The organism is Halomonas salinarum (assembly GCF_012062845.1).
Lineage (GTDB): Bacteria > Pseudomonadota > Gammaproteobacteria > Pseudomonadales > Halomonadaceae > Onishia > Onishia salinarum.
In genome coordinates this window covers 1-21,111 of sequence record NZ_WWNB01000030.1, presented here as the reverse complement: position 1 = coordinate 21,111, position 21,111 = coordinate 1, and the positions used below count along the sequence as shown (strand labels likewise).

Genomic DNA, 21,111 nt, shown 5'->3' with positions numbered 1-21,111 from the left:
CCCAACCCTCGGCACCACAAATCACCGCACAGACGGTCAGAAACAGGATATCCGATAGCTGATGCTGCACTTTCCAAGCCTGACGGAAGTCGGGAACGATCGATAAATGGTGCATGAGAGACGGTGTTAGCATGGGTCATCCATGAGCAAAAGGCGTTAGATGACCACATTAGCTCCTACTGGTAAAGCGCTACGAAGCCCGTCGTAGAGCGGCTTTTCATGCGTTTTCCCTGTCGTCATGATGACCGACGGGAAGAATCTCCTGGCCAGAAATACCCATAGAAAGCCGGAAAATATAACATATTCATCAAAACTCATCCTAGCTAACCCAGAGTTTAAATAATTAATTTATTAAGAAAAGAATATGTTCTTGCTAGCGCTCTTCTCCAACCTCCATAGGCATATAGCAAAGACTCACCACCACCGTATGTCCAGACCTTCAATGACGGCAATCCAGGGCACACAAGATATTCTTCCGCGAATGGCGCAGACTCCAAGTCTCTACTTAGCAGGGACTGAAGGTCACTATTATTAAAATCACAATAAGGATAAAAACCGGCATTGCCAAGCTTCTCAAAAAACAGTAATGGAAGACTTTTTTTCTTTAACCTATATGCAACAGGAAGAGGTAGCCACATAACTAAAGGGAACACATAAACCCCCATTCTCAAACCCTTATCTCTAGCTGACTTTTCGTTTTCATCTTCCCCTTTTAGAATATGGCCGTATAAATTAAAAAACCTGTCGACTTTAAAAACACCGGTATCTGAAAAACTCTTAGTTCCAGGACAGCCATCGGTCTTTAAATAGGCATATCCAGAATCATCAAGATAAATATTTCTCACTACCTCTTGCCGCTTATGAGACTTGAAGAAAGATAATGAAAGCTGCATACTTTTTTTATTTTTACTAAAAAACATTTCAAAATTATCAAAGTCACGTGTAGACAACTCTCTTGTTACCTGCATGTCGTCCTGTACAAAAAAAACATACTCAACACTATCAATCTTAGCATCATTAAAGGCCATCATCATATTCTCATGGAGGCCTCCATTAATTTGGCATTTTTGATTTTTTTTAGAATATAATACACGATATCGCGTAGAAATAGCATCCAAATATCTCACAGTCTCTGGATCTTCACTACAATCGTCAATTACTACCAACTCACAGTCTTTAGTGTTTCTCAGTAAGGATTCAACGCAATTCTTTAGGAAATCGCATCGATTATATGAAAATACATAAGCTCTAATTTTTATCATAGATCAAGGCCATAAAACTTAAAATTAAAACATACAGACAAATATTAAAATCATGAAACGATCTTAAAACCACCTTAATATGATACGACCTATCTGCGTACTGATAAAAAACCCATAATTGATCTAAAACCATCCTTATCTTCAGCAATAGCTTAATGGGTCAAAATATTTTTGCTGCTTACCGATGAGGACTCTATCAAATATCTGCAATGATTCACATACAGTCAAATCATTACTTAAAACCGCAGGCCAGGTTTCGACGGAAGTGCGATGAACAATTTTCTTGATAACAATTGGAACCTGCTCAACTCCAATAACATTCAAACACGCAGCTCTATGCTCACCGCTTGATACCACTATCGCATAATCAGTATCGGTTATTAATAAACATCCAGACAAAGAATCAGAACCACACATTTTCTCACTATAACCTTCTCTCTCCAAAGAGCTAATCAGTTTGTATATCCTATGGAATTCAAACTTTCCTTTTTCAAGAGAGACAGGGCCTACAGCTAGCCATCCACCATTAACAGGAACATCAAATCCACTTGCACTACTTTCAATAAAAGAATTTTTATTGCGCTTTTTATTTATTTTTTCCCCAAAACTCTTATCCCACGGAAAGGTGACGTAGCGTGCTTCCATTCTAGAAACCCGGGGGCTACTAACAGACTCCAAACCTAGAAATTGTCCAGCATAATAAGGTTGGCAACTATCATAGTAATCCCTGAGAGGTGAATCACCGTAATGCTGACAACTACCCGCTAATATCTTTTTTGCCGTTATGGAAAAAGGATGATGCGTACCGGCGCCACAGGGAAAAGCCATCAAATTTAAAGACCTGAGCTTGTCAACACCGATACTAACTTTTATCATGCAACCCGGAGCTCTAACTACAGCTCCAAATGGATCGACAGGGAGATCTGAAAAATCCACAGTAACGCTATCGTAACGGCCGATAAAAAACCTCCGCTTAAAATTATAGAACCCCCCTTCCACTAGGCTAGTTACGTACCTTCTACTTATTCCTGGAAAAAAAATCATTTTCCTTAATTTCCTCTACCATAGCCTGCATTATCTTTAAATCACCCAAGGGATATAGATCCTATAAAAATTAACTCCACCCAATAATTAAATTCATCATTAACATTAAAAAAAATAACACCTCTTAAAAAGCCGAAATTTAACGCAAACATTTATAACACCTACTGATCGCCTATCGAATTAAGCATGCTCGCTCATATTCCTAAAAGTTTCATTACTGTCAACTAACTCTTCGAAGGTGCCAAATACAATAGTTTTACCCTTTTCAATGATATAAATTCGATCGCACTGTTTTACCGTAGACAAGCGGTGCGCAATAATAATGATGGTTTTCTTGCCAGCGAAATCATGAATGGCATCCATCACAAGCTTTTCTGTTATACCGTCCAGTGAGCTAGTAGCCTCATCCAACACCAGTACGTCGGCATCGCTATATAAGGCCCTGGCAATACCGATGCGCTGGCGCTGCCCTCCGGAAAGTTGAACACCACGCTCTCCAACGCGGGTATCAAGACCATCCGGTAGACTCTCTAGCAGTTCATCCAGATAAGCCATGTGGGCTGCTCGTTTGACAGCAACCTCGTCGATCTCTTCCGGCGGTGAGCCAAAAGCGATATTTTCCCGGATACTAGAATCCGCAAGGAAAATACTCTGTGGCACAAACCCAACACTATTTTGCCAAGCACGCAAACTCAGGTCCGTCAGCGTTTTACCATCCACCTTAAGGGAACCCTCCTGTGGCAGCAAGAGCCCTAGCAACACATCAATAGCTGTGGACTTACCTGATCCAGAGGCCCCGACAAGGCCGATTATATGGTTGCATGATATGTCCAGTGTCAAACCATCGAGTGCTTTTACATCTTTGTCAGGATAACTGAAGTGGATGTTATCAAGCGTAATACTCTGCTTAGGAGGAAGCTTGCCAGCTTGAGCTGCAGACTGCCCTTGGCTGGCATGCTGGCTGGCCACAAGATCCATCTCCATCAAATCAAATGAGGCGATATTGCCTTTTATCTTTGCCAGACTCGCATACATCTGCTGAAAAGCGGGCAGTAATTTAAAGCCCGCTAGAGCGTAGATTGAAAGAATCGGTAGTATGTTTCCCAAGTTACCCTCATGGACAGCAAGCAAATATAATACTAGAGAAATAACCGCACCAAAGGCCAGCAACTCCATGGCGTAACGAGGAACCAGGGCCAGCCCGTTCGTCATACCTTTAGCACGCCCCAACTGGAGACTAGCGGCTTCGAATCGACGATTAAAATCTGCCTGACGACCAAGTAATAGAGTATCCTTGATGCCACCAAAACCTTCATTCATCAGCTTGAAGCGCAGCCGATTAGTGGTTGAAACTGTTTCGCCATTATAATCAAGGCGCCGTCGAACAGTTCGGAATAATGCCCAATATGCGGTACTAAAGAGCACCAGGCCAGTGATTGCAACCAGTGGATTGAATATAAAAATTGCTGTTGCCATGACAAACGAAAGCACTCCTTTCGCATTCATCTTCATTAATGGCTGAATGACATTGTCGGTAATCCGCGTAGTTTCCTGAGCAATCTTATTGGTCAGCTGACTGCTGCTTCCACTGGCGTGAAAGAGCCATGGTTGTTGCATGTAGTGGCGAAAGAGTCGGTTGGATAGCTCCGCGCCCACTTGCTGCGCGTAGAGAGCAAGCCGCCAAGTGACATAGATAGATATCGCAGCGGCAACTGAAAGCACTATCAGAACCGCAACACCGAGCCAGAAAAGAAACTGCTGGGGACTTTCCAAGCCACTGTTCTTATAGACCTTAGCAAGAATACCTCCATCCTCTAGGTGACTAATGTCACCCACTACAGCCATGAAGGGGCCAATCGCGACCACTCCCGCAACTTCTGCGAAAGCCATTAATACAACGAGAATTTGTAGACGGAGGAGTTTCTTGCGTTGCTCATCTGTCAGCAACTTCCAAAGGCGTCGAACACGTTTCAGCATGTAAAAGCCTATACCTATATATGCAAAGAGAAAATTTTATTTAAGACAAGATAAAAGTTCGATCGCAACCACCATTGGACTGATGATGGATTTAGTTATCACTTCCTTGCCACCGTGCATTTTTTGATGGGTTATAAAAGTCTTCAATCTGACTGATAGAAATAATCCTGTATCGACTTTAGCTGATAGGTGGCATGCTGAATTTCATCGCCATATCCGCTAAGTGCATAATCTTTTGCACTTAGCTCTACAACTAGGCATATGCTTAATGTTTTGAGCGACCTGGAAGTCGCTACGTATAAGAAGACGTATCTTGTCATATTCGATGGCAAACTCGAAATATCTCCACCATCAAGTGCGACCAGCAAGAGAAGGTTCGCAGAGCAACCCGGAAAAACCGGGATCCGGCAATGCTCCCATTAAAGGAATAGTACCAAAGCATCTACCCCTTTTAGAGCAACTTCTTTGGTTCTTCATGACTGATTTTTAATAGCAGCGAGGCCGTGCACTACGCCATACTATGGGCAACATCTACCGCCACAAGGGCGGATATCAATGATTATCAGCAGCCCTTGCATTTACCAAGTGATGGTTTCTGCCACCGCCAATCAGCGGTACTGATATTGGTAGTGACCATAGTATCCACCGGCTGTTGAGGGGTTAAGCTCGACTGCATTGAGAACGGCACCACGAACATGAATACCGCTGTCTTCCAGCCGTCGCCTAGCAGCTTTAATTTCACCAACGGGGTTCTTTTCGAAACGAGCCACCAGCAGATTAGTGTCACAGAGTTTCCCGACAACACTAGCATCCGTGACTGCTAAAACCGGAGGCGTATCCACCAACACCAGGTCAAATCTTTCACTGAGCGACTCCATGGCCGCTACAAGGCGCGACTGCATAAGTAGCTCGGAAGGGTTGGGGGCCACCCTGCCGCGACTGATCACATGGTAATTCTCGATGCCGGTAGGTCTTATAATGTCGTCAAGGTCGCACTGGCCTGCCAGATAATCGGATAGCCCGAGGCTGGCTCCCAGTTTGAAAGCACGATGCAGATACCCCTTGCGCAGATCTGCATCTACCAGCACGACCGCCTTACCAGCCTGGGCAAACACTGAAGCCAAGTTGATACTAAGGAAGCTTTTGCCAACCCCAGGACTGGAACCTGTGATCATGATGCGATTATTGCAGCCCTCCAGCAGGGCAAAATGAAGGCTGGTGCGCAGCCCACGAATCGCCTCGACACTCAGGTCGGCAGGGTCGCATTCGGCTAGTAGCCCTGTCATTACACTCTTGGCTTGCCTCAAGCCTTTGCGTCTTACCCGCTTGCTCAGGCGTGCCTGGGCACTGGAAAGTGGAATTGAGGCATAGACCGGGATGCCCGCGGATTCGATCTGCTCTGGCGAGGTCACACCACGACGCATCAACTCCCGCAATAGTACCAAGCCAACGCTCAGCACAAGACCCAGAAGCGTTGCCAGAATCAAGATGCGGCTGCGGTTGGGGGCCACCATGCCACTAATCATCGCCCGATCAATGATGCGTACATTGCCGATAGTACCCGCCTTAGCCACTTGGAGTTCCTGAATTTTATTGAGTACATTAACGTAGATCGCCTGCGTTACTTCCACGTCACGTGTACGGCGCACCACTTCCTGCTGGGCAGCAGGCAACTCGTTCACCCGTTCATTGAGCGCAACTCGCTCATCCCGTAAATGCTCTTTCTGGCGCAACAACGCTTGGTAACTGGGATGCCTGTAAGTAAAACGCTGTCTCAGCTCCTCTTCTTGGAATTCGAGTTCGTTTAGTCGGCGATCGATATCGATATAACGCTCAATGGTGGCCGACGCTTCAGAGGAAAGGTCTACACTGTCGAGTTCAGCCCGATATTGGTTTAGGCGTGCCTCGGCTGCAGATAGCTGACTTTGCAACTCTGGTGCTTGATCTTGCAGGAATTCAAGGCTCTGGTCAGCCTGGGCCGACTGCCTCTCAACGTTCTGAGTGAGGAAGGTATCAGCCACGGCATCAAGAGAGCGCACGATCTCGCGCATATCAGTTCCAACCAGGGAAAGTCGCAGCACACCGTTTGCGGCCCCATTTCCGGCTGCTTCAGATATCATTAACCTTCCGCCAAGCGAGCGAACGGCGACATCGCGGTTTCGCTTGATAAGCTTAAATTGCGCACCAGGGGGAGCATTGAACGATTGGATGCGTAGCTCAAGCTCCCCATCCAAAAAAGTGCTGACACTACCAACAACGCCCTCCCCGATAGGTTCGTCATCAATCAGAATGCGATACCTATCATTATTGCTTCGCTCCACGGTAATACTCTGCCCGCGCCGGCGCTCCGCCATTTCGAAACGTGCTACCTCAATACTCTCCCCTCCCCAGATATAAGGCATTCTTTCCATAAAATCTGGTTCAGGAATACCACTGCGAAGAACATAATCACCGATGATCGGTAGGGTAATGGGGAAATCCGGGCGCGGAATGCCACGGCGCACAATGTACTCACCAATAATGGGAAGCGTCACGGGTTCGATTATCGTGTCTCGCCCAACCCGGTCAACAGCTTGCCCTAGTACCATCCTAGACTGGAGGATCTGGACCTCGGCCGACGTATTTGAGTCGCCAGCAACACCCAGCACGTTACTCAAGTCACCCAGGGGGCTCACGTTTGAACGGCGCTCAACTTGGACCAGAGCATCCGCTCGGTACACAGGAGTCGCCAGCATTCCATAAGCGATACCGTACATTGCTGCAACGGCCGTCAGGCAGATAATCAGCCACTTATGCTCAACAAGCATGCCGAACATGCGACCAAGATCTATTTCTTTTTCCACGGGCGCTTGAGGAGTAGTTTCGGTCATCTTTATGCTTCATCTAAGATAAAGGAGAAGAGCCCCATCGCTTCCTGAGGCACTGATACAGTGGCTGATTATCTACTGTAAATGCAGCCAGGCATAAATGTACTCATCGACTGATTTCCTATTTCCACGCTACCGCCCCAAGGTGCATACTGGCGGGTCCCTGAAGCCATTATCATCGGTAATTTTTAAAAAAATCTTAACGGAATATCTAATTTTTCTTGGCATAGGGCCATGATGCCACCATTTGCCACGACCCTACCCATCATGACTTACAATTATAAATACTTACTTTCACAAGCTTACAATCCTGGTAGATTTACGCATCATGATTTTTTTAACTTTAAAAAAATTAAAATCTAGTCATCCCTTTAGTTTATATGACTAGATTTCTAATACTATATGACTAGATACCTATTAATTAATTATGGAACTGAGATGCTAAGCAATAGGTTGGAACATCCTCAAGGTCCATGAAGGTCTGCTTGTGGTCTTCGAGCAGAGCATCTAATACTTGACGAAGGCATTGGCTTTTCAAATAAAATTGGCCGCAGAAAATTAAGTGCCACCACCAAATACTTGCTTGTATTCTGATGTAAGCTCGCCAATAGATTGTTGTCGTGTGGGTAGTCCAGCCCTGGCTTCTGGCTAGGCTAGGCTAGGCTAGGTGGCACCGGCGACGAGCGATAGGAGCGTAGGCAACCTTCTGTCAGGCCACAAACCGCTACTGCTGGAGGGGGTAAATAGCGGAAAGCAGGATACGAGGTTAAGCTTGACATGACAACCTAGGTTAACTACACATATAATACTTAATATACCATGGCATGGCTTCCATTATTCCATCAAAAATAGCATAGGTCGGATTATAACCAAGAAGTCGCTGTGACTTAGTAATGTCTGCCTGTGAGTGGCGCACATCACCCGGCCTAAAATCACCATGTACAGGTGATTTATCATAACTAACACCATGTGAAGATAGCACTTCAACTAGATAGGTGAACAACTGGTTCAAGGTAGTACGCCCCCCAACGGCCACATTATAGACACCTCCCTGACCCTTGCTTTTTGCAACAGCCGCAAGAAGATTAGCCTGAACTGCATTCTCTACATAGCAAAAGTCGCGACTAGTTTCACCATCTCCGTTAATAAAAAGCGTATCTCCTGTCATCATCGCTCCTGCCCACTTGGGTATCACCGCCGCATAAGCGCCATTGGGATTCTGACGTTTGCCGAATACATTAAAGTAACGCAGCCCTGTCGCCTTAAAGCCATACGTACCGGCAAAGACATCGGCATACATCTCATTCACCACTTTGGTAACTGCATATGGAGAAAGCGGCTTGCCGATACGCTCTTCTATCTTCGGTAGTGCTGGGTGATCGCCATAGGTGGAACTAGAAGCGGCATAGACGAAACTCTTAACTCCTGCGTCTTTAGCGGCAACAAGCATGGTAAGCTGGCCTGTGATATTCGCAGCATTGGTGGCGATGGGGTCGGCAATAGAGCGGGGCACAGAGCCTAGAGCTGCTTGATGCAGCACATGATCAACCGGCTCACCTTCTATATACATAGCTTCTCGGCAGGTTGCCAAATCGCAAATATCGCCTTCTACAAACCGAAATCGCTTCCACTGATCTTCTGTAACCAATGTCCTCACTTCATCCAAATTAGCCTGAAAACCGGTTGAAAAATTATCTAGGCCGACCACTCGCTGATCAAGCCTGAGTAGCGTTTCCAATAAATTACTTCCGATAAATCCCGCGCAGCCAGAGACCAACCATGTATGCGGATAGGCCTTAAGATTTATAATAAGATCTTGATAATAGCTCATACCACCCCTTTCTTGATTACGCATATGACTCAGCCAACTTTGGCAGCCTGTAAAGTATCGATAGCACCTGCACTGCCACTGTCATCCACCGCGAGAATATGGCCTTGACGTCGTGATGCCGCGTGAGGCGGCACTCGAATATGACGAGGTAGTACGGGAAATGCACCCCACAGATGACATGGTAGATCTCGATAATTGAACACTTAATGTTTCCTAACGGGGTAACGCCCCAGTTAAAATCTGGATACATCATTCGGACATGCTCAGCCCTTTTGATGTAGCGTTCATGGCCGCAGGCGGAGGTATAAAACCCTCTAATAAATTGAGGCCCGATACTGCTGATCAGGTTCCCAAGCTCAACAGCCTGTCGGGCATCGCGTGATATCTCCGTATGAGTGCAGCAGCTCGCATGTTGAAACTGAACATTCTGAAGCGCTGTGACGCTAGGCTGACACTCGTTCAGCAGAGTGATATCCGAAAATCCGGCGGACACCGGCAATAGCGTGTCATTCGAGCAGGGGACATTAGTGAGTGAGGCCTGATGGCAGCAGCAATGACATAGGAAAAGCCCTTGCGAAACCCGGTAGCCGTCAGTGTTACCAAAAGCTGATGACAAAAAAGCTGTCGGCAAGCGACTCAAGAAAGTGACCGCCAGATACGGCACCTCCGGGTCGTGCTGCTGGCAAAACACCGGAAGCGACGGGCTGATCTGGTTCTGGATATGCCTCCCTGCCATGAAGCTCACTCCCCCTCCCTGAATGTACTTTAACCATAGTCCAGGCTGACGAGATGGTACCCACTCAACTTGAACAATCAGGCTTTTTTTACGCTTAAGCCACGTATCAGCTCCTTGTGTATGGTCGAGCGATTCTAGGGCTCTCTCAGCGTAAGCAAGCGCCAAACACCGCTTGTCAGTGATCAGTCGTTGTGCTGCCAGTGGTGGGGCAGAAGCTTGTGGATCTGGCTGACCTTGTGTGTCGGTAGCCGTTCCAGCACGTCCTTCAGGTAGGCATAAGGCTCGTGGCCGTTGAGCTTGGCGCACTGGATCAAGCTCATGATGGTAGCGGCGCGTTGGCCACTGCGCAGTGAGCCGGCGAATAGCCAGTTGGAGCGACCGAGCGCCCAAGGGCGAATCAGGTTTTCGACCCGGTTGTTATCAATAGGTAGTCGGCCGTCATCCAGATAGCGCGTCAACGCCGCCCAACGCTTCAGGCTGTAGTCCAGCGCTTTCGCCGTCGCCGAGCCATTCGGCACCTTTTCTCGGTGAGCCAGCATCCAGCGGTGCAGCGTGTCGGCGAGAGGTCTGGCTCGAGTGTCGCGTAACCGCTGGCGTTCTTCCTCGGTCAATGACTGGGCCTCGCGCTCTAGTTGGTAGAGCTGGCCGATCAGCTCGATGGCCTGCTCGGCGATCTGGCTCTTGCCGGCCACATGCAGATCGACGAACTTGCGCCGCGCATGAGCCATGCAGCCGATCTTGGTGACGCCGTTGGCGAAGCTTTGCTTGTAGCCGCTGTAGTCGTCGCAGACCAGCTTGCCCCGCCACTCGCCGAGGAAGTCGCGGGCATGCTGACCGCTGCGTCCCTCGCTGAAGTCGTAGACGACGGCCTTCAGGCTGGCGTAGGGCGTGGTGGCGTAAGCCCAAAGGTAAGCGCGATGTGTCTTCTTCTTGCCCGGGGCCAGCATCGGCACCGGCGTCTCGTCGGCATGCAGCACGGGTTCTTCGCGCAGTAGGTCCTGCAGCGCATCGGTCAGCGGTTGGAGTCGAATGCCACAGATCCCGACCCACTCGGCCAAGGTGGAGCGCGGAATCGCCACGCCGGCACGAGCGAAGATCTGCTCCTGGCGATACAGCGGGAGGTGATCGGCGTATTTGGCGATCAACACCTGGGCCAGCAGGCCGGCGGTGGGGATGCCCTTGTCGATGATCTGCGCCGGCATCGGCGCCTGGATCAGCATCTCGCAGTGATCACAGACCCACTTGCCCCGGATATGGCGCTCGACATGGAATACGCCCGGCGTGTAGTCGAGCTTCTCGCTGACCTCCTCGCCGATCCGCCGCAGCTGACAACCACACGGGCAGTGATCATTCTCTGGGTCATGGTGAATCTCGATGCGCGGCAGTTCGGGAGGCAAAGGGGCGCGCTTGGGCGTCTTCTTGGGCGCCGATGACGCATCGGTCGTGACCAGGTCTTCCAACTCAGTCTCGATGGCGGCGATGTCGGCATCCACCCCATCCTCCAGCAGACTGATCTGCAGAACGTTGAGCTGCTCGCTGCGCTTGCCGAAGGCGTGTCGCTTGAGCAGCGCCATTTCATAGGTCAGCTTCTGATTGACCTGCTCGCTGTGGCGGAGCGCTTTATCCTTTTCCTCAACCTGCGTAATCAGCGTTGCCGCCAGGTGGCGGAGCTGATCGGGAGAGAGCTGAGACAGGTCGGGAGGCATGTTCATTCGCTGAGTATGCCAATCTGCCGAGGGGAGTGGGATTGGCACTTCAGCGAATAGCGGGCCGGGAGATTCTGTGCCTTACCAGGCTCGGTATGTCAGACCACCGAGATCACGCCACCGGCGCCAAGGCGTTGCCAGGGTAGGCCCTGAACCAGCGCCGTGACCTGCTCTGGGCAGAGCTCGACGCGATCACCGTACCGGTGGCTGGCCCAGTGGAACTTGCCCTGGTTCAGACGCCGGGCGCACAGCCAGATGCCCAGGCCATCGTGAACCAGCACCTTCATACGGTTGCCGCGCCGGTTGGCGAACAGATAGGCACAGTGCGGTCGGGCGGCACCGAAGACCTTCACTACCCTGGCCAGCGCCGTATCCGGGCCGGCGCGCATATCCAACGGCTCCGTCGCCAACCAGATCTCGTCGATGCGGATCATGCGAGCAGCTCTCGGATCAGGGATCGACACGCGTCGGCCTCCGAGGCAGGCCACTCGATGACCATCGGGCCGTTGGGGTGCGGGATCGTGAGGCGAATACGGTCCGTCACCTGATGTTGGCGAGCGACCGGTAATGAGGCACTGGCCATGGGCACCGGCACAAACGCCGGTGCTTCTGGCGCGACAGTTCGCTGGCGGGCGGCGCGGATCCACTTGTGGACCAAGTTGGCATTCAGGCTGTGCTCCAGGGCAACCCCGGCCACGGAGGCACCTGATTGCTGGCAAGCCTCAACGATTCTTGCCTTGAACGCGGTGGTGAAGCGACGACGCTTCCGAGGGGCTTCCGGTACGCTTAAGTCAGTCATGGTAGGTGTCCACTTATTAATAGGTGGGCACCTACTGTGATGGAATTCAGGTACTTTCGGCAGATGGGTTAACCGGCCGGTTACCTCTCAGCGACCTGCTGCCAACGTTAGCTGTGATCACACCAGCTGTGACCCTGATGCGAGACTGCTGACCGCACAACCTCTATATCCCTTGCAACGCCCCATCCCATCAACCTCCGGCTTGAACGGTACATGGGTAACAGGCCAAACAGCCCGCGCACTTTCGAACGCTAAATTCATATCGTCGACGGTGACGAAGACAGTACCGAGATATCTTCTCACTGGCCTATCAAGCCCAAAAACAAAGTAGCCCGGCACAAGTCCGGGCTACTGGTACCATGAGATGAATCCAAGAGTCACCCTGGAACGTAGCCCCGAGGGTTCTGCTCTTGCCAACGCCAAGTGTCATGCAACATTGCCTCTAGCCCGCGCTCAGCACGCCAACCAAGCTCACGCTCGGCCTTGCCGGCATCAGCCCAGAAAGCAGCGAGATCACCGTCACGCCGTGGGGCTATGCGGAAGGGGACCGTCTGTCCGGTCACGCGCTCGAAGGTATTCACCATCTCTAACACCGAGATGCCATGTCCTGTTCCCAGGTTATAGATACGCACGCCAGCGTGCTGGAGGCTCGAGAGTGCTGCCACGTGCCCAGCTGCCAGATCCATTACATGTAAGTAGTCTCGAACACAGGTGCCATCATGGGTGGGGTAATCATCCCCGAAAATCGCAAGCTCCCTACGGCGCCCCACCGCCACTTGGGCAATGAACGGCATCAGATTATTAGGGATTCCCTGGGGATCCTCACCAATCTCACCTGAAATGTGCGCCCCGATAGGGTTGAAGTAACGCAGCAATGTCACCATCCAGCGCTTGTCGGCACAACATAGATCAGAAAGCATCTGTTCGACCATTGCCTTGGAGCTACCATAAGGATTGGACGTGCGCCCGCGCAGCATGGTCTCCATGTAAGGAACCGGAGCATCCTCACCATAGACAGTGGCCGAAGAGCTGAACACCATGCGATGAACACCGGCTGCCGCCATGGCTTGGCACAGTACCAGTGAGCCATGCACGTTGACGTCATAATAGGCCAGCGGCTTTTCGATGCTCTCGCCCACCGCTTTCAGTCCAGCGAAGTGGATCACTGCCTCGATCGAGTGCTCAACAAATAGCTCGTCTAGCAATGCCCGATCGCGCACATCGCCTTCGATGAAGCAGATGGCCTTGCCTGTAATTCCCTCTACCCGATGCAGCGCCTCGCGGGAACCGTTGACCAAGCTATCCAGTACAACGACCTCATGCCCTCCCTGTAATAACTCTACGACGGTATGAGTGCCGATGTAGCCTGCCCCACCTGTGACCAATATTGTCATTCCCTAGCACTCCTTTCCCTTAGAAATGAGTCACCCTCTGCTTCGTAGGCGACGAAAGCATCATCACGGATCGGGGCGAGCAGCCAACGCACCGCCAAGACCATCGGCCTGAACAAGCACGGTTAACGGCCACTATTCCTAAACCTCACAGGCCACCTGCACAGGCGCCGAAGCCAACTTGAAGCTCTGTTTAGTCAGGCCCTTGGTATGTAAGAGCGTAGCTATGCCAGCACCCAATGGGAAAGCACTTTGTAAAATAATGTATCTTGGTCGAAAATTGCTTCCGGGGTCCTTCAGCGAAGCCGGATGAGAGGATCACCCTTGGCAGTGATCTTACCCAGCAATCGTGGACACCGATCTAAGCGATCATTTGGGCCTCGAAGGCCTCTGGGCTGATCATCCCAATCGCACTGTGCCGGCGCTGCCGGTTGTAGCCTATCTCGATGTACTCGAACACTTGCCGCCGCATGGCATTCCGGGTTTCGAAACGCTCACCATGGATCGCCTCAACCTTCAGGCTATGGAAGAAGCTCTCGGCACAGGCGTTGATGCTCCTATGTGTGTCAAGTCGTGTATTCTGCCAACTTGGGGCCATGCTGGAGGAGCCGGTAAACCTCACGAATGATGTAACGCTTGAGGCACCTGACGATATCCCGTTTTGTTTGGTTCTTCGCGCGACATATGCTTTGGTAAGTTCATGGCTTCGCATACGCACAATCGCTACGCGATACATGGCAGCATTGAGCTGCCTGTGGCCGCCTCTGTTAATTCTATACCGGCCCGATGTCATGCCTGAGGAGGCGGGGATGGGACTGACGCCTGCCAGCTTCGCCAATGCCGCTTCAGACTTGATCCGTTCGGGGTTATCCCCCACAACAATCAATATCTCTGCTGCAATGTGAGTACTGATTCCATAGGCTTCCACGAGCTGAGGCACAGCCTTTTGCACAAGATTGTGAATCATTCTGTCCAGTGATCTGGCTTCCTCATCCAGAAAGAGCCAGCGCCGAGACAGAGTTCGAAGCACATGCCTAATGCTGCCTGTCGTATCCCTCAAGGAGCCGGTTCTTAGCCTGGCGAGCATGCGCGCGAGGGTGACGGGCGTTTTGCCCTCAGCACTGGCTCGCAGATCATCCGGCGCGTGGATCAGCATCGCTTTCAGGGTCACCATCGACGCTGTGCGTGCCTTGACGGCCGTGTCATATGCTACCTTGAGCTGCCGAACCATCTCGGCGGTACCACTGGCTACCTTGAGTATGGCGGTCGCAGCACCAGACAGAACAGCACGGGCAGCATTCTCAGCATCCAGGGTATCGGATTTGCCGTTAAGCCGTCTGAGGCGGCGATCCGGACGACTGACCTCGATGACAGGAATATCATGCTGACGAACGAAGGAAGTCAGTCAGTGAGGCCCCGTATGATCCGGTTCCTTCAATGCCAAAGGCAATGATCCGGCCAAATGAGCCCGCCCAGGCCAGCAATCTCTCAAATCCGTTACGATCCGCGGAGACCGAAAGTGTTGATTGTAGGCCTGCGGTTGTATCCAGTACGGCAGCAACATGGGCATGCTTATGTGTATCCACACCGACGACAATATGGCCGGAAGGTGCAACCTCAGGCAATGATAGACCAGTCATGACAGCCTCTGAATATGTCGGATTATTTCATCCAGAGCCGGCAAGCGGACAGGACTGTCAAGAGATATAAGTCTCCAGGCTCCTATTATTAAGTCACAGCTCAGCCGGGCTGGATCAGGTGCCCGGCCCGGGGCTGACAGATCAACGAAAAGGCATGCAATGGCCAATCGTAAACAAGGGTCAAGCCACCAAGGCTAGGTCTTCCGGATCTATAATGAATCCGACTCGGAAAGACTGACAATCGTAGCAATTGCCTTTGGCGCTCATGCTGCACGTGAGTTCATATTTCATGAGCAGTGTCTGGTACAGAGTTGAGCAATATTGGCTGCCGCGATCGGAATGGGTAATCACTCCCTGGGGCGACTTTCGCCGCGACAACGCCATTTTGAGGGCGTCACCAGCCAGATCCGCCGTCATCCGTTCACCCATGGCCCATCCGATCACTTTTCGCGAGTAGAGATCTATCAGCACCGCGCCATCCCTCAGAGGTCGCCAAGTACGTGATGTCGCCGACCCATTTCTGGTTGGGCGCCTTGGCGGTAAAGTCTTGTTCCAGCAGGTTAGGGGCCACCGGCAGAGAGTGCCTCGAGTTCGTCGTCGCCTTGAACTTGCGTGCCGCCTTGGCGCGAAGTCCCTGGCGTTGCAGGCTAGCGGCGACCGACTTGCGGTTCACGGACAGACCGTCGTCGATGAGATCCAGTACCAACCTGGGAGCGCCTGAGCGTCCTCTCCGCCGCTGGAAAACCTCCGCCACTCGCTGGTCGAGAACAGCCTGCTGACGGCGCCTCAGGGAGGGTGTGCCACCCCGTTTACACCCGCCATAGTAGCCACTGCGCGCGACGCCAAGCGCCTTGCGCATTAGCTGGATGTGGAACGTATGACTATGGCCGTGGATGAAGGTGTACTTCACTTCAGGTTTTTCGCGAAGTACACCGCCGCTTTTTTTATGATGGCCATTTCCTCCGACATTTCAGCGAGTTGCCGCTTCAGCCGGGCGTTTTCTTCCGCTAGTGATTGCTCACGCTCAGACGAGCTCTTTTTCTGCTGAACCTTGGCGCGCCACTGGTAAAGCTGGCTGGGCTGTAACCCCAGCTCACGAGCAGCGGCGATGACGCCTACGCGATCAGCGAGGGAAAGCGTCTCCTCGCGATAGGCATCGGAGTAATGGGTACGTTGTTTCTTCATCGGAGTAGCTTGCCTGGCCATAGGACACCTCGTTCAGTGTACTTCTTTAACGGGATGTCCACTGTTGTTGGGCAAGATCACATAATAGCTAACAAACCTGAGAGGAAAGCACGATGATCGATGAAACTGACAAGCGTCACCTGGAGCGTTGTCCCCCACTGTCACGCTAGTTGGAGTATCGGTGGCTGTTAGACTCTGAACCATATGGGGCGTAATGAGGTTCCGATGAAGTACTCCGACGAACGCCGAGAAGCCATCCTCAAGAAGCTGCTCCCGCCGCATAACCGCACGGTGGCGGAGGTAGCCCAGGAAGAAGGCATCTCCGCGGCGACGCTGTACAACTGGCGCAAGAAGGCTCGACAAGCGGGTCGCCTCCTGCCTGACCAGAGCGATGACCCCGAAGGCTGGAGCTCGCAGGACAAGTTCCACGCCGTCCTGGAGACGGCGGCCCTCAGTGAAGCCGAGCGCGCCGAGTACTGCCGGCAGCGCGGCCTCTACCCCGAGCAGATCCAGCGCTGGCGGGCGAGCTGCGAAGGTGCCAACAACCGTAGCGATGCCGCCTCGAAGCAGGTAAGCGAAGCCCGCAAGGCGGAGCGCCAGGAGAACAAGGAGCTCAAACGTGAGCTCCGCCGCAAGGAGGCGGCTCTCGCGGAAACCGCTGCGCTGCTGGCGTTGAGAAAAAAAGCCCGAGCGATCTGGGGGGACGAGGACAAATGATCAGCACTTCAGATCGCCAGGACGCCGTAAAGCTGATCGATGAGGCCCGCGCCGAAGGGGCCCGCCTGCAGACCGCCTGCGCAGAGCTCGGCATTGGTACCAACACCTACCGTCGTTGGGTGCGGGGAGATCAGGCCGCACGGCCTGAGGCCGTGCGGCCTGTCCCGCGCCACGCGCTGTCGCCGGAGGAGCGTCTGCAGGTGCTGGAAATCTGCCATCGTCCCGAGTTTGCCAGCCTGCCGCCCGGGCAGATTGTACCGCGGCTTCTGGACGAGGAAGGCCGCTACGTGGCGTCAGAATCCAGCTATTACCGCATCCTCCGGGAGCATGGCGAGCAGCACCATCGTGGCCGCACTCGTGCCCCACGCCCCAAGGGCGATCCGCAGCGGCACCGTGTGACACGTTCCAATACCTGTTGGAGCTGGGATGTGGTGCGCCACGAGGCGCCTTGGAAACGTGCAGTGATGAAAGAGCACTGCCGTTGGTCTGTCGCAGCAGACCAATAGAAGCTGAGGGCAGCTCGACCTCCGGTACGGGAGCAAGAGCGGCAAGCAGCCCTGACAACGCGGAGTCGTGCCGGCACTACCAGACGGTGCGGGCTCTGCTAGCGAGACAGGACGGTGTACGAGAGGAATCCGTGCCATAAAGCCCCTCAAGAGACATCCACCCGCTCTAACCTGGTAGATGTGGGCGGGGTTGCGGTGCGTATCCCGGCCGTTTGGGGAGAACTCGTCCTCCGAAGTACATCGGCGGTTGACGAGGCCATGGTGAAGGCCTGCGGCGTAACCATGGTGAAGCCGCTGGGGCATAGCGGGGCACCAAGCCTGACAAGCGTTTCCAAGGTGAACGTGGGAACCCCGTCGTCGGTCCCTCACCGTCATGCGGCGGTAGGGAAAGCGCGTAGCCAGCCGGTACTGACGATGGGGGGCGGAGGACCCGTAGTAGTCTGAGGATGGGAAAGCCGTCCACATGGCGAAGGGGTCCAGCAAGGTTGCATGCCTAATGGAATTCAAGGAGGTCGTCGGTGAATACTGATGCACTGTGGCCCAGCCTGATCGTGGCAGAGTCACGGGTACTTGGATTCCAGAAGAAGCTGCACCAGTGGGCACTGGCGGATAGCCAGCGCCAATTCGATGATCTGTTTAACCTGGTTTGCGACCCGGCCTTCCTGATGGTGGCCTGGCAGCGTGTCAGGGGGAACAAGGGAGCGCGAACCGCCGGCGTGGACGGTGTCGCCCCTCGCAGTATTGGGGACGATGCCACCAGCCTGCTGAAATCGCTACGAGCCGAGCTCAAGGCACAGCAGTTCAGGCCCATGCCAGTCCGCGAGAAACGGATTCCCAAAGCCAACGGCAAGTTTCGGCGACTGGGGATACCGACGACGCAGGATCGCGTGGTTCAAGCCACCCTGAAGCTGGTACTGGAGCCGATCTTCGAAGCGGATTTCAAGCCATGTTCGTATGGCTTCCGTCCGCATCGGCGCGCCCAGGACGCCATTGCCGAGATTCACTTCTTCACCACCGCTCAGCGGAACTACGAGTGGGTGTTTGAAGGCGACATCCAGGCATGCTTCGACGAGATCGACCATACGGCCCTGATGGGACGTGTGCGTCACCGGATCGCCGATAAACGCGTTCTGAGGTTGATCAAGGCGTTCCTGCGGGCCGGCATCCTCCAAGAGGATCGCCAGGCACGCGCGACCATTACCGGTACGCCCCAAGGCGGAATCCTGTCACCGGTCCTTGCCAATATTGCCTTGTCCGCACTGGACGAGCACTTTACCCAGAAATGGGAGGCGCTCGGGCCGTCATGGACTCGCGCCAAGCGTCGCCGCATGGGAGTTCCCGTGATGCGGCTCGTCCGCTACGCGGACGACTTCGTCGTATTGGTTCACGGAACCCGGCAAGACACCGAAGCGCTCTGGCAAGAAGTGGCCGAGGTACTGGCTCCGGTTGGGCTACGGCTCTCACCGGAGAAGACACGAGTCTGCCATATTGACGAAGGGTTCGACTTCCTCGGCTGGCATATTCAACGCCGGCGCCGGCGAGGTCACGGCGGCAAACGAGTCACCTACACTTATCCGTCCAAGCAGAGCTTGCAGACGGTGATCGCCAAGGTGCGCTCGCTGACCCGCCGGAACAAACATCGGACTCTTGCCGACCTCCTTCACGCCATCAATCGCGTGATGCGGGGCTGGTGTCGGTACTTCCGGCATGGTGTGTCCGCCAAGACATTCAGTTACCTCGATTACTTCGCCTTCTGGCGAGTGGTCAACTGAGTGCGAAAGCGGCACCTCAAGCTGGGATGGGGAAAGCTGATCCGTCGCCACCTACCCGGTTGGGTACTACGTGACGGTCGAACCGAGATGTTCCGCCCTGGCCGTGTCGAGGTCACTCGATACCGGTATCGGGGCTCTCGGATCCCGACACCTTGGGCAAGTGAAACACTGGCATAACCTTGTGGAGAGCCGGATGCGGTGAGAGTCGCACGTCCGGTTCGGAGGGCGGGCCGGGGAAACCCACCAGCCGAAAGGTTGGCAGGGCGCCCCGGCTCGCCCCCTACACGTACTTACCGACCCAGGTGCGTGGGCAGTTCTATTACCTCTACATGATCGTCGACATCTACAGCCGCAAGATCGTCGATGCCGAGGTCTTTGACCAGGAGTCCATGGCCAACAGCAGCGAGGTCATCCAGCGCGCCGTGCTGCGCGAGGGCTGCATCAACCAACCGTTGGTGTTGCATGCTGATAATGGCTCCGCCATGAAGGGATCGACGCTCCAGGCGACACTGCAGCGGCTGAACATCACCCCGTCGTACAGCCGCCCCCGAGTCTCCAATGACAACGCCTTCTCGGAGTCGCTGTTCAGGACTTGCAAGTACCGGCCCGACTACCCAAAGGACGGCTACGAGTGCCTCACAGCGGCGCAGCAGTGGGTGACGCGCTTCGTGCACTGGTACAACCACGAACATCGTCACAGCGCCATTCGGTTCGTCACCCCGGGTGAGCGGCATGCTGGCCGTGATGATGAGGTGCTGGCAAGGCGAGATGCCATCTATGCCGAGGCGAAACGGCAACATCCCGGTCGGTGGAGCGGCTCCACTCGCAACTGGACACCGCGCCGGACGGTCTGGCTGAATCCGGACCAGGAAGCCCCGCTGGTTCAACGCGATCAGCGATTAGAAGCCGCCTGATTCCAGGTTCCAACAAGCTTGACAGGCATCGCTAGGCTCTGTCCGAAAAGTCGACGAGCGAAGGATAGACAAGGCAAAAAATCAGCGAAGAAGCGGAGTTTACAGGCAGTAAATGAGTATTTTGAGCTGGTTTTTAACACCGTATAGCCGAGCACAGACACTTTTCAGACCTGGCCTAATACTACAGTCGTAATTGAATAAGCTGCAATGCATGTGATTGATACGGAAACAATTACACGGTGAAGGATGCAGGAACTCGATCTCTGTCTCAGCATTGTTGGATGACCTGGCAGGTCAGTTAAGCCCGCTCTTTCCGCGCTCTGAAACGCGCGATCGTGCCTTACGCTACATTCAGGGGCTGCTCAGTCAGTGCGAACGCAAGAATAGCTGGCATCTTGCCGAGTGGCTCGGCGATGCCAGCCCAGATGGGGTGCAGTACCTGTTGGATCGTGCCCGCTGGGATGCGGAAGCGGCACGCGATGTCCTCCGCCAGTGGGTCATCGATACGTTGGGGGCGCCTGACGGTGTCTTGGTCCTGGACGAGACCGGCTTTGTCAAGAAAGGTCAGCACTCGGCCGGCGTGCAACGCCAGTACAGTGGCACCGCCGGTCGAATTGAAAATAGCCAGATCGGCGTCTTTCTTCTCTACGCCAGTCAGGCAGGGCATGCCTTCCTGGACCGCGCCTTGTACTTGCCCAAATCCTGGACACAGGATCGCGAGCGTTGTCGACGTGCTGGGATTCCCGATGACGTCGAATTCGCCA

General features: G+C 53.3%; 16 protein-coding genes and 3 pseudogenes. 5 read left to right on the top strand and 14 right to left on the bottom strand.

All coding sequences use genetic code 11. The annotated features are described in order from the left end of the window. The 14 genes and pseudogenes from HF027_RS15050 to HF027_RS15685 all read right to left on the bottom strand — a co-directional run. The coding region (locus HF027_RS15050) for a transposase family protein (protein ID WP_168017049.1) at positions 1–133 on the bottom strand (133 nt) is incomplete at its 3' end. A gap of 202 nt (positions 134–335) precedes the next feature. Further along, the gene (locus tag HF027_RS15045; protein WP_168017047.1) at positions 336–1,262 is read right to left on the bottom strand and encodes a glycosyltransferase family 2 protein; all 927 of its coding nucleotides are present in this window, start codon (positions 1,260–1,262) and stop codon (positions 336–338) included. 141 nt (positions 1,263–1,403) lie between these two features. Further along, positions 1,404–2,306, bottom strand: coding sequence for a hypothetical protein (locus HF027_RS15040; RefSeq protein WP_168017045.1), 903 nt, complete (start codon positions 2,304–2,306; stop codon positions 1,404–1,406). Positions 2,307–2,486: 180 nt separating this feature from the next. Further along, complete coding sequence (locus HF027_RS15035) at positions 2,487–4,283, bottom strand: ABC transporter ATP-binding protein (protein ID WP_168017043.1); 1,797 nt, start codon at positions 4,281–4,283, stop codon at positions 2,487–2,489. A 608-nt stretch (positions 4,284–4,891) separates the two neighbouring features. After that, positions 4,892–7,153: a polysaccharide biosynthesis tyrosine autokinase gene (locus HF027_RS15030; protein WP_168017041.1), complete on the bottom strand. Its 2,262-nt coding sequence runs from the start codon at positions 7,151–7,153 to the stop codon at positions 4,892–4,894. Positions 7,154–7,940: 787 nt separating this feature from the next. Next, a complete protein-coding gene (locus HF027_RS15025) occupies positions 7,941–8,981 on the bottom strand; it encodes an SDR family oxidoreductase (RefSeq protein WP_168017039.1) in 1,041 nt (346 codons plus the stop codon). A 918-nt stretch (positions 8,982–9,899) separates the two neighbouring features. Further along, positions 9,900–11,429: an IS66 family transposase gene (gene tnpC, locus HF027_RS15020; RefSeq protein WP_168017037.1), complete on the bottom strand. Its 1,530-nt coding sequence runs from the start codon at positions 11,427–11,429 to the stop codon at positions 9,900–9,902. Between the two features lie 92 nt (positions 11,430–11,521). Then, the gene (gene tnpB, locus HF027_RS15015) at positions 11,522–11,857 is read right to left on the bottom strand and encodes an IS66 family insertion sequence element accessory protein TnpB (RefSeq protein ID WP_168017035.1); all 336 of its coding nucleotides are present in this window, start codon (positions 11,855–11,857) and stop codon (positions 11,522–11,524) included. Then, on the bottom strand, positions 11,854–12,222 hold the full coding sequence (gene tnpA, locus HF027_RS15010) for an IS66-like element accessory protein TnpA (protein ID WP_168017033.1): 369 nt from the start codon (positions 12,220–12,222) through the stop codon (positions 11,854–11,856). The genes tnpB and tnpA overlap by 4 nt, the downstream gene beginning before the upstream one ends. Positions 12,223–12,599: 377 nt before the next feature. Then, complete coding sequence (gene galE / locus HF027_RS15005) at positions 12,600–13,616, bottom strand: UDP-glucose 4-epimerase GalE (protein ID WP_168017031.1); 1,017 nt, start codon at positions 13,614–13,616, stop codon at positions 12,600–12,602. 358 nt (positions 13,617–13,974) lie between these two features. Continuing rightward, positions 13,975–14,163: pseudogene (locus HF027_RS15695) on the bottom strand (IS3 family transposase); the annotation flags it as partial. A gap of 141 nt (positions 14,164–14,304) precedes the next feature. After that, a pseudogene (locus HF027_RS15690) lies at positions 14,305–14,580 on the bottom strand (IS110 family transposase); the annotation flags it as partial. A 412-nt stretch (positions 14,581–14,992) separates the two neighbouring features. After that, positions 14,993–15,253: an IS110 family transposase gene (locus tag HF027_RS15915; RefSeq protein ID WP_209316469.1), complete on the bottom strand. Its 261-nt coding sequence runs from the start codon at positions 15,251–15,253 to the stop codon at positions 14,993–14,995. 240 nt (positions 15,254–15,493) lie between these two features. Continuing rightward, positions 15,494–16,459 (bottom strand): annotated as a pseudogene (locus HF027_RS15685) (IS3 family transposase); the annotation flags it as partial. A 204-nt stretch (positions 16,460–16,663) separates the two neighbouring features. On the opposite strand from HF027_RS15685, the gene HF027_RS14975 reads away from it, so the two are divergent. From HF027_RS14975 to HF027_RS14955, 5 genes are all read left to right on the top strand, one after another. After that, entirely contained in the window at positions 16,664–17,155 is a 492-nt protein-coding gene (locus tag HF027_RS14975) for a transposase (RefSeq protein ID WP_168017022.1), read from the top strand. Beyond that, entirely contained in the window at positions 17,152–17,661 is a 510-nt protein-coding gene (locus HF027_RS14970) for a COG3415 family protein (protein WP_168017020.1), read from the top strand. Before HF027_RS14975 ends, HF027_RS14970 begins: the two co-directional genes overlap by 4 nt. A 518-nt stretch (positions 17,662–18,179) precedes the next feature. Next, complete coding sequence (ltrA, locus tag HF027_RS14965; RefSeq protein WP_209316468.1) at positions 18,180–19,433, top strand: group II intron reverse transcriptase/maturase; 1,254 nt, start codon at positions 18,180–18,182, stop codon at positions 19,431–19,433. A gap of 179 nt (positions 19,434–19,612) precedes the next feature. Next, positions 19,613–20,347, top strand: a complete 735-nt coding sequence (locus HF027_RS14960; protein ID WP_425338682.1) for an integrase core domain-containing protein — start codon at positions 19,613–19,615, stop codon at positions 20,345–20,347. A gap of 259 nt (positions 20,348–20,606) precedes the next feature. After that, positions 20,607–21,111, top strand: a 505-nt coding sequence (locus HF027_RS14955) for an IS701 family transposase (protein WP_425338683.1), incomplete at its 3' end; no start/stop codon positions are given.